The 12,043-nt window shown below is 68.8% G+C and carries 14 protein-coding genes and 1 pseudogene; 6 read left to right on the plus strand and 9 right to left on the minus strand.

Going from position 1 to position 12,043, the window contains the following annotated elements; genetic code table 11:
* The first annotated feature begins 206 nt into the window (after positions 1–206).
* Positions 207–1,244 carry a hypothetical protein gene (locus OG588_RS16970; protein ID WP_405948027.1) on the plus strand — a complete coding sequence of 346 codons (1,038 nt, stop codon included), beginning with the start codon at positions 207–209 and terminating at the stop codon, positions 1,242–1,244.
* A 98-nt stretch (positions 1,245–1,342) separates the two neighbouring features.
* Here the strand turns inward: OG588_RS16970 and OG588_RS16975 are convergent, their stop codons facing one another.
* Positions 1,343–2,560, minus strand: coding sequence for a glycosyltransferase (locus OG588_RS16975; protein WP_405953142.1), 1,218 nt, complete (start codon positions 2,558–2,560; stop codon positions 1,343–1,345).
* 154 nt (positions 2,561–2,714) lie between these two features.
* Positions 2,715–3,131 carry an ATP-binding protein gene (locus OG588_RS16980; protein ID WP_405948028.1) on the minus strand — a complete coding sequence of 139 codons (417 nt, stop codon included), beginning with the start codon at positions 3,129–3,131 and terminating at the stop codon, positions 2,715–2,717.
* A 204-nt stretch (positions 3,132–3,335) separates the two neighbouring features.
* Here OG588_RS16980 and OG588_RS16985 point away from each other — a divergent pair, with 204 nt between their 5' ends.
* Together OG588_RS16985 and OG588_RS16990 are read left to right on the plus strand one after the other, a co-directional pair.
* Complete coding sequence (locus OG588_RS16985) at positions 3,336–4,211, plus strand: helix-turn-helix domain-containing protein (protein WP_405953143.1); 876 nt, start codon at positions 3,336–3,338, stop codon at positions 4,209–4,211.
* Positions 4,212–4,215: 4 nt separating this feature from the next.
* A complete protein-coding gene (locus OG588_RS16990; RefSeq protein ID WP_405948029.1) occupies positions 4,216–4,425 on the plus strand; it encodes a DUF397 domain-containing protein in 210 nt (69 codons plus the stop codon).
* Here OG588_RS16990 and OG588_RS16995 read toward each other — a convergent pair.
* A pseudogene (locus OG588_RS16995) lies at positions 4,414–4,641 on the minus strand (helix-turn-helix transcriptional regulator); the annotation flags it as partial. The gene OG588_RS16990 and the pseudogene OG588_RS16995 overlap by 12 nt on opposite strands.
* Positions 4,642–4,704: 63 nt before the next feature.
* Between OG588_RS16995 and OG588_RS17000 the strand changes: the two are divergent.
* Both OG588_RS17000 and OG588_RS17005 read left to right on the plus strand, forming a co-directional pair.
* Positions 4,705–4,929 (plus strand): DUF397 domain-containing protein, encoded by a 225-nt coding sequence (locus OG588_RS17000; protein ID WP_405948030.1) that lies wholly within the window; start codon positions 4,705–4,707, stop codon positions 4,927–4,929.
* 175 nt (positions 4,930–5,104) lie between these two features.
* The gene (locus tag OG588_RS17005) at positions 5,105–5,572 is read left to right on the plus strand and encodes a hypothetical protein (protein WP_405948031.1); all 468 of its coding nucleotides are present in this window, start codon (positions 5,105–5,107) and stop codon (positions 5,570–5,572) included.
* A gap of 337 nt (positions 5,573–5,909) precedes the next feature.
* Here OG588_RS17005 and OG588_RS17010 read toward each other — a convergent pair whose 3' ends face one another.
* The 6 genes from OG588_RS17010 to OG588_RS17035 form a co-directional block, all read right to left on the minus strand.
* Complete coding sequence (locus tag OG588_RS17010; RefSeq protein ID WP_405948032.1) at positions 5,910–6,140, minus strand: hypothetical protein; 231 nt, start codon at positions 6,138–6,140, stop codon at positions 5,910–5,912.
* Between the two features lie 24 nt (positions 6,141–6,164).
* Positions 6,165–7,283 carry a serine hydrolase domain-containing protein gene (locus tag OG588_RS17015; RefSeq protein WP_405953144.1) on the minus strand — a complete coding sequence of 373 codons (1,119 nt, stop codon included), beginning with the start codon at positions 7,281–7,283 and terminating at the stop codon, positions 6,165–6,167.
* Positions 7,284–7,431: 148 nt separating this feature from the next.
* Positions 7,432–9,207, minus strand: a complete 1,776-nt coding sequence (locus tag OG588_RS17020) for a TIGR03767 family metallophosphoesterase (protein ID WP_405948033.1) — start codon at positions 9,205–9,207, stop codon at positions 7,432–7,434.
* A 263-nt stretch (positions 9,208–9,470) separates the two neighbouring features.
* Positions 9,471–9,929, minus strand: a complete 459-nt coding sequence (locus OG588_RS17025; RefSeq protein WP_405948034.1) for an NUDIX hydrolase — start codon at positions 9,927–9,929, stop codon at positions 9,471–9,473.
* A gap of 101 nt (positions 9,930–10,030) precedes the next feature.
* Positions 10,031–10,921, minus strand: a complete 891-nt coding sequence (locus tag OG588_RS17030; protein WP_405948035.1) for a pyridoxamine 5'-phosphate oxidase family protein — start codon at positions 10,919–10,921, stop codon at positions 10,031–10,033.
* An 11-nt stretch (positions 10,922–10,932) separates the two neighbouring features.
* The gene (locus OG588_RS17035) at positions 10,933–11,382 is read right to left on the minus strand and encodes a VOC family protein (protein ID WP_405948036.1); all 450 of its coding nucleotides are present in this window, start codon (positions 11,380–11,382) and stop codon (positions 10,933–10,935) included.
* Positions 11,383–11,490: 108 nt separating this feature from the next.
* Here OG588_RS17035 and OG588_RS17040 point away from each other — a divergent pair, with 108 nt between their 5' ends.
* Positions 11,491–12,030 (plus strand): CGNR zinc finger domain-containing protein, encoded by a 540-nt coding sequence (locus tag OG588_RS17040; protein ID WP_405948037.1) that lies wholly within the window; start codon positions 11,491–11,493, stop codon positions 12,028–12,030.
* The last annotated feature ends 13 nt before the right edge of the window (positions 12,031–12,043 follow it).

Raw genomic sequence — 12,043 nt, forward strand, 5'->3', positions numbered from 1 at the left:
CCTTTGGCCTGCGATTGGCCTCTCCGTCACCGTTACTGAATACAGGTAATCCACCCCGTAACCCCTGGTCCACCCCATCCGGACCAGGGGTTTTCGGTGCCTACTCGGCATCCGAACGCCTGTCCTTTAGTACCGCGTTGTCCGGATTTGTCGACGGGCGTGTAACAGCGGTTAGGGACCGGATCCGGCGCGGGAAACCCCGTTGCATGAACCACAACACCCCGCTCTCCCCCCGCCCCCTCAGCCACCTCTCCGAGGTGCACCGCCGCGTGCTGACGACGGTTCAGCTCCGGGCGCACGGCGTCCCGGCCGCCGAGGTGAACGAGCAGTGCCGTCCCGACGGGCCGTGGCAGCAACTCCTCCCCGGCGTCGTCCTGTTGCACTCCGGCCCGCCCACCGGCGAGGAGCGGCTGCACGCGGTGCTGATGTACGCGGCTCGGGAGCGGACGGCGGGGGTCCCGGTCCAGCCCGGCGCGGAGGGCCCGCACCGTCCGACGTACACGGAGACGATGGTCACGGGCCTGGCGGCGCTGACCCTGCACGGCTTCACGTCGGCACCGGAGTTGGCCTCGCTCAAGCAGATCGACGTCCTGGTCCCCCGGATGCGCCGACTGCGCTCGACGGGCTGCGCCCACATCGTCCGCACGGCGGCGCTGCCCACCCCGCAGCAGGCGAAGGGCGTACCGGTCGCCCCGGTGCCGCGGGCCCTCGCGGACGCGGTGGCAGAGTTGTCGGACGCCAACGCGGTACGCGGGCTGCTGACCGAGGCGGTACGCGGCGGGCACTGCGAACCGGCCGCGGTGGTACGGGAGTTGAACAACGCCAAGCTGCTGAGCCGCCCGCATGTGGTGGACGCGGTGGACTCGCTGCTGGCCGAGGGCCGCGCGATCGCGGAGGACCGCCTCTACCGGATGGTGAGCGAGCACGGCCTCCCCGACCCGGTGTGGAATGTCGACCTGCGGCTGCCCGGCGGCCCGCACCTGGGCGGCCTGGACGCGTACTGGCCCGAGCAGGCGGTCGCCGTGGAACTGGACACCCGCGCCCCGCGTCAGGACGAGGACGCGCTGTGGTCGGAGTACGCCCGCAAGCGCGAGCACCTGGAGCGGCTGGGCATCACGGTCGTCCACATCACCCCGAAGAAGCTCCGGGACGCGATGGAGCAGCAGGCGGCGGTGGTCCGTACGGCACTGATGGCGTCGGCGGACCGCGATCCGGCCGCGTATGTCGTGGTGCTGCCCCGGTAGTGACGGACCGGGGCGGGATCAGGAGGGGAGAGGAGGGGCCACCGGGGGTCGGTGGCCCCTCCTCACATGTGCCGTCGTGTGTTTTACAGGGGTGTGTTCTACAGGGGCTCGGGCAACGGCGGCGGGGCGGTGCTCGTCGTCGTGTGTCCCGCGTGCAGGCCGTCGATGAGGGCGGCGTAGGAGGCGATCATGCGCGTACGGCTGAAGCGTTCGCGGCTGCGGGCGTGGGCCTTGGCGAACTCCGCGCGGCCGATGACCGCCTCGGTCCAGGCCGACGCGATGGCGTCCGGGTCGGGGGGTGTGACGATGCCGTGCCCGGCGACGATCGACGCGCTGTCGCCGATGTCGGTGGAGACGGGTACGGCCCCGCACATCATGCCCTCGATGAGGCACAGGGGCGCGGCTTCGCCGAAGGACGACGTCAGCGCGACGACGTCCGAACCGGCGTAGACGGTCTCCATGTCCCGCCGCACACCGAGCAGATGAAGCCGATCGGCGAGTTGCTCCCGGTCCTCCCCGAAGGCGTCGTCGATGTCGGCGGAGAGGGCGGGCTGATCGTCGGCGGTCATGCCCGTGCCGCACATGAGGACGTGGCCGGCGGGTTCGCGTCGTAGCCATTCGTGGGCGGCGCGGAGGAAGAGCGGGATGTTCTTCATGGTGGCGTAGCGGGCGGCGAAGACGACGACGGGGGCGGTGTCCGGGATGCCGAGGGAGGCACGGAGGGCGAGCCGCCGGGCGGGGTCGGGCCGGAAGCGGAACAGGTCGACGCCGTTGGGGATGACGTGGAGGACCTCGGGCGGGATGCCGGCGGCCCGGTAGGCGTCGCGGGTGGACTCCGCGCAGCAGACGGCGGCGACGACCTTGCCGTCGGCGATGGCGGTTTTCAGTTCGTCGAGGGCGGGGCCCTGGTGTTCGGGGTCCGAACGGTGCAGGCACACCACGACGGGGCGGCGGGGCAGGCCCGCCTGGTTGAGCAGGGAGAGCGGCTGTTCCTTGAGCGACAGGACGACGTCGGCGTCCGCGAGGGCGCGGGCCGCGTCGGCCAGCTCGGGTCCGGTGAATCCGCCGGTGACGGTCCCGTCCGGGTCCCGGTCGCCGCCGAAGGTGCGGCCGAGGGTGGAGACACCGACTCCGGCCGCGGTCAGTTGCTGGTAGCAGGCGTCGTTCTCCATGGCCTGCCGGGTTGCTTCTCGGTGTACTTCGCCGTGGATGCTGAGCACCGTATGGTGCTGACCGCCCTCCACCAGTCCCAGAACGACGTCGCTGTGGACGATTCGGGCTCCCCCGGAGAAGAAGCCTTCGTAGACCGACAGCACGTGCAGCTCGTGTCTAGCGCGCACACGACCACCCGCCTTGCGTATGAATCGAGCCATCCCCGTGAACAGCGGGTTAGCCGTTATGAGGCGGCACGGACATTTCGTGCGAATGAACTGGGCGTCTCGTGTCTGGGTCCGATTGGTTATCCGGGGGTCAATTGGTACGGGGGCCTACGGCGAGCTGGACGCGAACCGTCTTTCCGATGTCTCCGCGCAGAAACCAATCGAGGGATTCGGCGAGCGCGGCGACGACGAGGAGTCCGCGGCCGTTCTCCGCTCCGGGGGCTTGGGTGACCACGGGGAACGCCGGGGTCGGGTCCGACACGTCGATCGTCAGGCCGGCGTTCTCTTCGTCCACGGCGGCTCGTAGCCAGACCTCGCGTCCGGGGGCCTTGCCGTGCCGTACGGCGTTGGCGACGAGCTCGGAGGTGACGAGGACGGCGTCTTCGATGTCGCCGGGCCAGTTCCAGAGGGTGAGGCGGCGGCGGGTGTGGAGCCGGGCGAGGCGGACGCTGCGGGGGGTCATGGGGTAGCTCATCGACCAGTCGGGGGTGAGGAGGGTGGGGGGCATGGGGGGTTCCTTTCGGGTGGGGGGTGCCCGACCACCGTGGCGAGACTGCACATCGAGCTGCAATCGAAACTCCTCAGAAATTTCAGGGAAGTTGAAATTGGACTATGCCCGGATCTGCACAAGCACCTGCACGGCTTGCATACGTCGTGCCACACTCGGCACGCGAGAGCAGGTGACACGTACAGCGGCACGGGGATGGTGCACATGGCGGCAAAGCGCGGGCGGACCGGCCAGCGACTTGAACTTGGCCTTCAGCTACGTCAGTTACGTGAAAGCTGTGGTCTGGGCGACCGCGGGGGCGGCCTCACTCGGAAGCAAGCGGTGCAGGGACTGCGAGTCTCCGAGGCAACGCTGCTGAGGATCGAGACCGGTGCGCTGAACTTCCGGAACGTAGGCGATCTGAGGAAGTTGCTGGACCGGTACGGCGTCACCGACGAGGACATCATCGAGTCGCTGACCAACCTCAACCGGGAGTCGGGGCAACGGGATTGGCTGACCCAGTTCCCCATGCCGACCGGGATGCCGACGTTCGTGGGGCTTGAGCCGGAGGCGCGCAGCATGCGGGCGTACCACCCGACCCTGGTGTACGGCCTGTTGCAGACGGAGGCCTACGCACGCGCGCTGCTCGAAGCACACAAGCCGGTCGAGGAGAACACCTCCGAATTCGTGCGCAGTAGCGTGGAGTTGCGGATGAGACGCCAGGAAGTGCTCACCAGGGAAGACCCGGTCAAGCTTCGCGTCATCCTCGGCGAGGCCGCCCTGCGCTACCCGGTGGGAGGTGCCGAAGTGCAGCGCGACCAGTTCGAAAAGCTCGTGACGATGTCGTCCTGGGACCACATCGCCATCCAGATCCTGCCGTTCAGATCCGGGTACCGCTCGACGAACGACTTCGCGATCCTCGACCTCGGGGACGACCTCCCGCCGAGGGTCCAGATCGACAGTGCCTGGGGCGCGACCCACACCTCGGACAAGCGCCGTGAAGTCGACCGTTTCATCCGCCGGTTCGACGCCATGACAGCATCGGCACTGCCGCCCGAAGACACCCCCGACTTCCTGCATCGACTGGAAAGTGAGCTGTAGCACCATGAACCCCGAGATCGCACCCGAGCACGCCTGGTTCAAGTCGTCCTACAGCGACGGCACGGGCCAGAACTGCGTCGAAGCGGCCCACCTCATCCCCACCGGCATCGCCATCCGCGACTCCAAAATCCCCACCGGCCCGGCACTGCTCCTCCCCGCGACGGCATGGACCCCCTTCGTCACCCAGTTCCGTGAGACGGACTCACGCGACTGACGAACAGCCACCCCGTGCGATGAAGGCAAACGCCGACGTATCGCCATCCAGGTCAATGGCCACCGAGGCGTCCAGCGCCTTGGCCAGCCGGGCGAGCAGGGGCAGGGTCGGTACGGTGCCGCCGCCCTCGATGGTGGAGATCTGCGGCCGGGTCATCCCTGCCCTGCGCGCCAACTCGGTCTGCGACAAAGCGAGTTCGGTACGTCGGTCATGTACTCGTAGAGTAATCCCAGCCGCACTACACCACCCACCGACGACTCCGACGAGAGCTGCAGGCCTATGCCGACGCACCTCATCACCTCCGAACTCGCCCCCGACCAGGCCTGGTTCAAGTCCTCTTACAGTGACCCGGGCCAGAACTGCATAGAAGCCGCCCACCTCACCCCCACGGGCATAGCGGTCCGCGACTCCAAGAACCCCGCCGGCCCCGCACTGATCCTCCCCGCGACGGCATGGGCGCCTTTCCTCTCCCACCTCCGTGAACCGGGATCACGCGACTGGTGAGCAGGGGTGGGGCTTCGAAGTTGAGCGATGCCCCCCAGACACCACCCACCCCACAGAAGTGTGACACTTTTGCCAGAACTGTCACACTTCCACGCCTCACCCTCCCGGAGTGCCGACCGTCTCCGAACTCGCCCGCGAGACCGACTCACGCCACTGACGAAAGTCCGCCCTCCGCATGGTGTCCCTGTTCGCGTTCTTCGGCCCGCCCCTGATCACGATCTTCCTCTTCGCCGTCGGGACACTCCCGTACGCGCTCTGGGCGACCAGGAAGAAACCCTCGCGGGCGGCCCGCTGGGCGGTGATCGGAGTCGCGGCCTCGATCGCCGCCTACGGGGCCGGAACCGTCTATGGGCTCGCCTTCACGAACCCGCTCGCCGTGTGTGCGGACAGGACCGGCGACGGTGGCGACAGCGTGTACATGGACACCGGGCAGGACTCCACACTGACATCGGTGAACGTGGACGGCTTCCCGATGTCCGTCAACTGCCACTGGACCAACGGGTACAGCACCGAAGCGGTGTGGTTCTGGGCCTCGCCCCTGCTGTACGCGGGGTTGGCCTGCGCCGTCGGCTGCTCCGGCCTGCTGCTCGTCAACCGCTACAAGGGCGGCAAGGCTTCTCGCGGTGACGAACTGGACGCGTAGACGGCTCTCGGCCTCGACACCGGCCCTGCGCCCTTCGTCGCGCACATCCGAGGGTCTCAACTGGTATGGACGCGCCCCTCTTTGGATACTTCGTAGTATTCGTGCTCGGCGAGATCGAGCTTGAACACCATGCCGTACCGCTTGCGAAGGGCGGCGACGGTCTGGGTCTCCGGTTCGTGTGTGCACCGGATCACGGGCGGCCTGCCGACGGGGCACGGGTCCGGTTCCCGGATCATCAGGTGGGGCTGATCACCGCGTACCGGGTCCCACGACAGGGTGTGCCACGGACTGGACAACTCGGTTTGCTCCAGAGCGCCGGCATGGTCGCGGTAACGGCCTACGACGCCCCCATCGGCATCATGCGTGAACGGGATGCCGGATCCGGTGCGGTCCCCTGCGGTGAGTACGCCGTCGAGGTCTTCTCCCGGGCCTGTAACGCCTGGGCGCTGCCCGCGAGTTGGCGGACTTCCTTCGGGCTCGTGGCGCGGCTCTGGGCCGAGTAGGCGGAGACGGCCACCACGACGACGGTGGCGACCGCACCCCACAGGGTCTTGCGCGCTCCGGTCATGCTCTCCCCCTTGCGAACCTCGCCTCACGTCCCGCAGAACTCCCCCACCACCACCGCCCCCGCATCCCCCGACCAGTCCCCGTTGAAGTTGAACGCCAGGGAATGGCGCCCGTCCGCCGTCGTCACCGCCACCGACGACGAACCGTGGATGCCGCCGTCGTGGCCCCAGACGTGGACACCGCAGGGCAGGGTGATGTCGGCGAGGCCCAGGCCGTAGCGCGTGGCGTCGCCGCCCTCACCCGTCGCCACCGTCGTCTTCATCTCCTTCAGCTGCTTCGGCGGCAGCAACTCGCCCCGCAGCAGCGCCCCGTAGAAGCGGTCCAGGTCGGAGGAGTCGGAGATCAGTGAGCCCGCCGAGGAGGCGATGGTCGGGTTCAGTCGCGTGACGTCGTACGTCGGGCCCGTCGGTGTTTGTGCCAGCTTGCTGTAGGCGTGGCTGCTCGGTCGCGGGACCGTGACCCTTGTGCCTGGGAGTGAAGTCGCCTTCAGGTGAAGGGGGTTGATGATGCGGTGGCGGATCTCCGTCTCGTACGAGTGGCCCGTGACCTTCTGGATCACCATGCCGGCGAGTACGTAGTTCGTGTTGGAGTAGTTCCACGACGTGCCGGGCGCGAAGTCCGGCTTGTGGGTCATCGCGATCGCCACCAGGTCGGCCGCGCTCTTCGTGTCGTAACGATGTTGGAAGAAGCCGTCCTTGGTGAAGTACGCGGTGCCGAAGTCGTCGTCCGCCGTGTAGTTGAAGATGCCGCTCGTGTGGTTCAGGAGCTCGCGCAGGGTGACTTTCGTGCCGTCGTGGCCGTTGCCCTCGACCACGCCCGGCAGCCATTTCGCCACCTTGTCGTCCAGCGACAGGCGTCCCTCCGCCTCCAGTTGGAGGATCACCGTCGACACGAACGTCTTGGTGATGCTGCCCACCCGGTAGCGGTCGTCGGCCGAACGCGGCTTGCCGGTGCGGAGGTTGCCCACACCGGCTGTCGTCGACCACGTACCGCCGCCGTCCTTCGCCGTCGCCGTGACGCCGGGTACGCCGTCCGCCACAGCCGCCTCGATCGCCTGCCGGGTCGCCGTGTGGTCCCCTCCGGCGGGCGCCGCCGTCGCGGGACCCGCCAGCGCCACTGACAGCGCCACCGCCGTCGCGCCCATCACTACCGCGTGAACTGCCATGTCTTCCCCCTCTGTTGAGCCCGGTTCAGCTCGGTCGAGGGGATGGACACAACCGTCCGGTGCGAGGGTTGCCCTGGTGTACGGCAGTTGAGTGAGTTTCGGCCGTTCTGAAAGACCTTTGTCAGAGTCAGCCCTTCTTGAGGAGCAGCTCCGTGTTGCGGTCCTTCGCGTCGCCGCCCAGCACCGTGCTGGAACCCGGTGCGTTGTACGACAGTTCGCGGTACAGGGCGCCGAGGCCGGTCTGGGTGAGGTCGGAGAAGTCGGTGCGGTGCGGGGCGGCGGACTCGATGAGCGTGGTGAAGAGGGAGAGCGTGCCGTCCTTGTTGTCCACCAGTTCGATGACGCGGGCGAGTTGGGGATAGTCGACGTGCGAGGCGGTGGAGATCTCCCAGAAGCTGCGGCCGTCGGGCGCCGCGTGCGGGGTGATGACGTTGCGGTGGATGTGGCCGTTGACCCAGGCCAGCACGTTCGGGTGGCTGCCGAGGAGGGCGACGACCGCGTTGCCTTCGTAGCGGCGCTCGGTGGGGTGCGCGGGGTCGGGGCGGGTGTTGTCCATCGTCTTGCTGGTGTGGTGGCTGAAGATCACCGCGTACGAGTCCTTGTTGTCGCGGAGTGTCTTGTCCAGCCACCTCAACTGCGTTGCCCCGATGGACCCTTCGTAGTGGCCGCCCGCGTCCGTGGTGTCCAGGCTGATGCCGATCACGTCGTCGGCGATACGGAACGCGTAGTACTGCGTGCCCGCGTCGACGTTCGCGGAGGAGTAGCCGTGGCCGACCGGGCCGAGGCCCTGGTAGGCCGGGTCGAGGTGGGCCTTGAGGTACTCGGCGGAGGTGTAGGGGGCGCGGTTCTCGTCCGGCGTGATCGAGCGCGCGGAGCGGGCGTGGGCCTTGAGGAAGTCGCGGTAGCCGGTGCCCTTGGGGTCCTTGGCGTCCCGGATCGAGTTCTGCAGCTTCTTCGCCTCGGCCGCGGTCGCGGTCATCAACTTCTTGCCGCCGATGGCGAGTTCGGTGAGGTACGGGTCCGCGTGCGAGCCGAAGCAGCCGAGCGGGAGCGCGTCGTGGTTGCCGACCGTCGAGTACCAGGGCAGGTTGAGGCCGGGGCTGCGGACCTCGCGGATCGCGGCGGCCAGGAAGCCCTTGAGGTGCGGGAAGCCGACCTGCTTGTCGCCGTCGCGCAGCGTGGAGTCGGGCTGCCAGTACAGCTTGAGGCCGCTGTTCATGACGCCCTCGTAGTGGCGCGGGTCACCGGTGTTGGGGGTGAAGCGTCCGCCGCTCATGATCTTCATGAACCATTCCAGCTCGGACTTGGCGTTGTTGTCCGTGTTGTCGCCGGTGGTCATCACGAAGTGCAGCGGGGAGCCGGTCACCGGGGCGCCACGCAGCGCGTTGACCCGCTCGACCAGCGAGATCCCGCCCTGCACGGTCAGCGCCTCGTGCGGGCGCCAGGCGTGCTTGTCGGTGGAGCGCAGGTACTCCAGGCGCAGCGGGTGCTGGGTGTCCATCAGGTGCAGGTCGGTGAACTGCACGAACGACGCGAGTGCCGTACGGCGGCCCGCGCGCCCGGACTTGGCGGCGGCGAGGTCGGCGCGCACGACGCGCTTCCAGCCGGCGCCGTCGCCGAGGCGGCGGTAGCCGGAGTGGGTGCGCGGGGCGGCGACCGTGGCGAGGGTGGTGCCCTTGGTGTACGGGGCCAGGGGTGCGGCCGGTGCCTTGCGGGACTCCGCCACGGGTGCCTGGGCGGCGGCGTTGGTGGCGTTGGTGGTCTCGCCCGTGGCGGCCTGGCTGTCGGTGGGCCGTAGGGCGTACCCGACGCCTGCGGAGACGGACACGGCCGCGGTGGCGGCGAGGACGGTACGGCGGTTGACCCCCAGCGCGGAGCTGGCGACAGAGCGTGTGCGCGACATGGCGCGATCTCCCCGAGTACGAACTGCGTCGGCAGTGGTCGCGGGGGTGCGCGGCGATCGGTTTTCGATCGCGGTCGCGAACTTCCCGCTCGTACTGGATGCTTGGCATCGGGGATGACCTGCGCGTAAACGAGACGGCAACGCGTAGCGCCGATCACCGTACGTGGATCTTGGCGCCCCCTGTGCGTTCGTGAACGCTCGTCGAGCCGCCTGGAAGCGGCTACTCCGTGTTCATCTGCCGGGGTACTGAAGCTATTCCGGAGCTATTTCGGGGAGTGCTCGACCCGTCCGACCGCCGGCCGCTCGCGCCACAGTCGCAGCGCCACGTCGATCAGCCCGACCCGGGTCAGGCCGGGTACGTCGTCCAGCGGATGCCAGGCCGCCATGTCGGTGGACCCGCCGATCTCGTCGCGCAGCTCGCCGCCGACGATCGTGGCCTCGTAGACGATCCGGAGGCCGTGCTGGTCCACCTTGCGGCGGTGGCGCCACGGAATGACGTGGTGGATCGAGTCCATGCCGAGGAAACCGGTGACCTCGACGTGGTAGCCGGTCTCCTCCTCCAGTTCCCGGACCACCGTGTCGTTCGGGTGCTCGCCGTGGTCCATGCCGCCGCCGGGGAGTACCCACTCGTGCCCTCCGCCCGCGGCCGGTGAACGGGCCAGGAGGAGTTGGCCGTCCTGGACGCAGACGGCGTAGGCGGCGACTCTCAGCTTTTTGCGCATCCGGCGACGCTAAGTGCTCCGGGGGAAGTGCCGCAATGTGTCGTTGTTTGGCTGCGGCGCCGTTGTGGCTGGTCGCGCAGTTCCCCGCGCCCCTTAGGGCATTAACGCGCCGGGGTTGGATTGGCAGGGGAGTATTCGGGGCTCGACCAACGGAGTGGGATCGCGGCTGGTGTCTCGACTACCTCGGTGACGGCGAAACGCACCCTGCGCTCCCCCTCCCCACCGAACTCCGGCCTTGCCTCGCCGGTCAGTTGGAGGGTGGTGCCTGTGGTCCAGTCGAGGAAGAGGAGTCCTGCGCGGGGGTCGGCGAGCAGGTTGCCGAGGCTCAGGAACATGGCGTTGCCCGTGTAGTCCGGCCAGGTCAGCTCGTGGGGTGAAGTCGCTTGTACGAAGCCCGGGTTGCCGCCCCGGTGGCTGGCGTCGGCGCCGTGTTCGTGGACGGTGGCGAGGAAGAAAGTGTCGGCCGCCGCGATGAACTCGGCCTGGGGGGACGTTAGTTCGGTGCTGCGCCGGGGCTGTGCGGGTTCGCGGTCGGCGAGCGTCTCGTAGGACTCTCTCCGCTGGATGTACTTGGGGCAGTTGGCGAACACCCGCTCCGCCTCGATCGCCAATCCCCTTTCCGTGCGCCGGAGTTGGCCGTCCACGCGCATACGGCGGCGGGTGCGGGGGTCGAGGGCGATCGTGCCGACCGGGAGGTCCTGCGCGTCGGCGAGGGCCGGGGTGAGGGGGTCGGTGGGGCGGGTGGTGCCGGTGATCGAGATCTGGTGCGGGCCCGTCGCGCGTACGAAGCCGGGGGTGCCGGTGAGCGGGGAGGCCCATACCCGGCCCGTTGCCGGGTCTGCCGCGCCCAGGATCAGGAGGGGCTGGAGTTCGAGGAAGGCGGCGGCCACGGGTTTGATGCCCTGTCCGATGATCTGGCCGACGTGGTCGGCCAGTTCGCGCACCCCCACCCGGTCCTGCACGGTGCGGGAGCCCGCGTGATAGGTCTCCATGGCCCCCATGACTAGAAGAAGCCGCAGGTCGGGGCGTCCGCGTTCGGGGTCGGGGCGTCCTCCGCGCCGGTCGGCACCGAGATCTCCAGGCGGGTGCCGTCCGGGTCGTGGAAGAAGATGCCGCCGGAGGCCGCGCCTTCCCGGTGGGCGACCACGCCCTCGTACGCGAACTCGGCGCCGTAGGCCTTGAGCGCCTCCTCGTACTGACGGACGCGCTCGATCGAGTCGGCCGCGAACGCGAGGTGGTGCAGGCCGGCGCTGTCGCGGTCGTACGGCCCCTGCGCCTGCTGCCAGAGGGTGAGGACGGGGTGGCTGTCGTCGCCGTCGCCCAGGAACGCGTACCGGCGGTCGTCCTCCTTGCCCTCGGTCAGGACCGCGAAGCCCAGGACGTCTCGGTAGAAGGCGAGGGAGCGGTCGAGGTCGGTGACGTTCAGGCCGACGTGGCCGGTGCGCAGGGTCATGAAGAGCCTTCCTCCGATGTAACCGTTGTCGATGACGTTAGTGGTTAGAATCGATCGGGTCAACCGTTCACGTACTCTTGACCGGTTAGATCAGAAGGGAGCTTCTCCATGACCACCAACCCGGACCCCCGGCCGCTCATCGGCGAGCCGCTCGCGCTCGACCTGCTCAACACGCGGTGGATGCGGGACGGGACGACGCAGGACCTGCTCTCCAGTCCCGGCGGGCTCGCCGTCTGGCTCGGCTCGGCCGGGCTCGACAAGCGGTTCGAGGCGAACCCGGTCACCCTGCTGCACACCACGATCGCGCGCGACGCGCTGCACGCGGCGGTGGACGGCTCCCGCACGAAGGACCTCGACCTCGTCCTCGACAAGGGCCGGATCCGGGCCACGCTCACCGCCGAAGGCCCCGGCGAGATCGCCGAGTTCGGCGACCCCCGGTGGGGCCCCGGCTGGCTCGCCGCCCGCAGTTATCTGGAGCTGCTCTCCACTGCCCCGGACCGCATCCGCCGCTGCGCCCACGAGGCGTGCGTCCTGCGGTTCTTCGACACCTCGCGGAACGGCACCCGCCGCTGGTGCTCGATGGCGGCCTGCGGCAACCGCGCGAAGGCGTCCCGCCACTACGCACGTTCGAACCAGCGGAACGAATAGGGGGTTTTCCCCA

Source organism: Streptomyces prunicolor, from assembly GCF_045162825.1.
GTDB lineage: Bacteria > Actinomycetota > Actinomycetes > Streptomycetales > Streptomycetaceae > Streptomyces > Streptomyces prunicolor.

What these genes read in the sequence shown, in the direction of transcription:
- OG588_RS16970 (WP_405948027.1), top strand. Translation starts at nt 207, where the DNA reads ATGAACCACAACACCCCGCTCTCCCCCCGCCCCCTCAGCCACCTCTCC.
- OG588_RS16980 (WP_405948028.1), bottom strand. Translation starts at nt 3,131, where the DNA reads ATGCCCCCCACCCTCCTCACCCCCGACTGGTCGATGAGCTACCCCATG.
- OG588_RS16985 (WP_405953143.1), top strand. Translation starts at nt 3,336, where the DNA reads ATGGCGGCAAAGCGCGGGCGGACCGGCCAGCGACTTGAACTTGGCCTT.
- OG588_RS16990 (WP_405948029.1), top strand. Translation starts at nt 4,216, where the DNA reads ATGAACCCCGAGATCGCACCCGAGCACGCCTGGTTCAAGTCGTCCTAC.
- OG588_RS17000 (WP_405948030.1), top strand. Translation starts at nt 4,705, where the DNA reads ATGCCGACGCACCTCATCACCTCCGAACTCGCCCCCGACCAGGCCTGG.
- OG588_RS17005 (WP_405948031.1), top strand. Translation starts at nt 5,105, where the DNA reads ATGGTGTCCCTGTTCGCGTTCTTCGGCCCGCCCCTGATCACGATCTTC.
- OG588_RS17010 (WP_405948032.1), bottom strand. Translation starts at nt 6,140, where the DNA reads ATGACCGGAGCGCGCAAGACCCTGTGGGGTGCGGTCGCCACCGTCGTC.
- OG588_RS17015 (WP_405953144.1), bottom strand. Translation starts at nt 7,283, where the DNA reads ATGGGCGCGACGGCGGTGGCGCTGTCAGTGGCGCTGGCGGGTCCCGCG.
- OG588_RS17020 (WP_405948033.1), bottom strand. Translation starts at nt 9,207, where the DNA reads ATGTCGCGCACACGCTCTGTCGCCAGCTCCGCGCTGGGGGTCAACCGC.
- OG588_RS17025 (WP_405948034.1), bottom strand. Translation starts at nt 9,929, where the DNA reads ATGCGCAAAAAGCTGAGAGTCGCCGCCTACGCCGTCTGCGTCCAGGAC.
- OG588_RS17030 (WP_405948035.1), bottom strand. Translation starts at nt 10,921, where the DNA reads ATGGAGACCTATCACGCGGGCTCCCGCACCGTGCAGGACCGGGTGGGG.
- OG588_RS17035 (WP_405948036.1), bottom strand. Translation starts at nt 11,382, where the DNA reads ATGACCCTGCGCACCGGCCACGTCGGCCTGAACGTCACCGACCTCGAC.
- OG588_RS17040 (WP_405948037.1), top strand. Translation starts at nt 11,491, where the DNA reads ATGACCACCAACCCGGACCCCCGGCCGCTCATCGGCGAGCCGCTCGCG.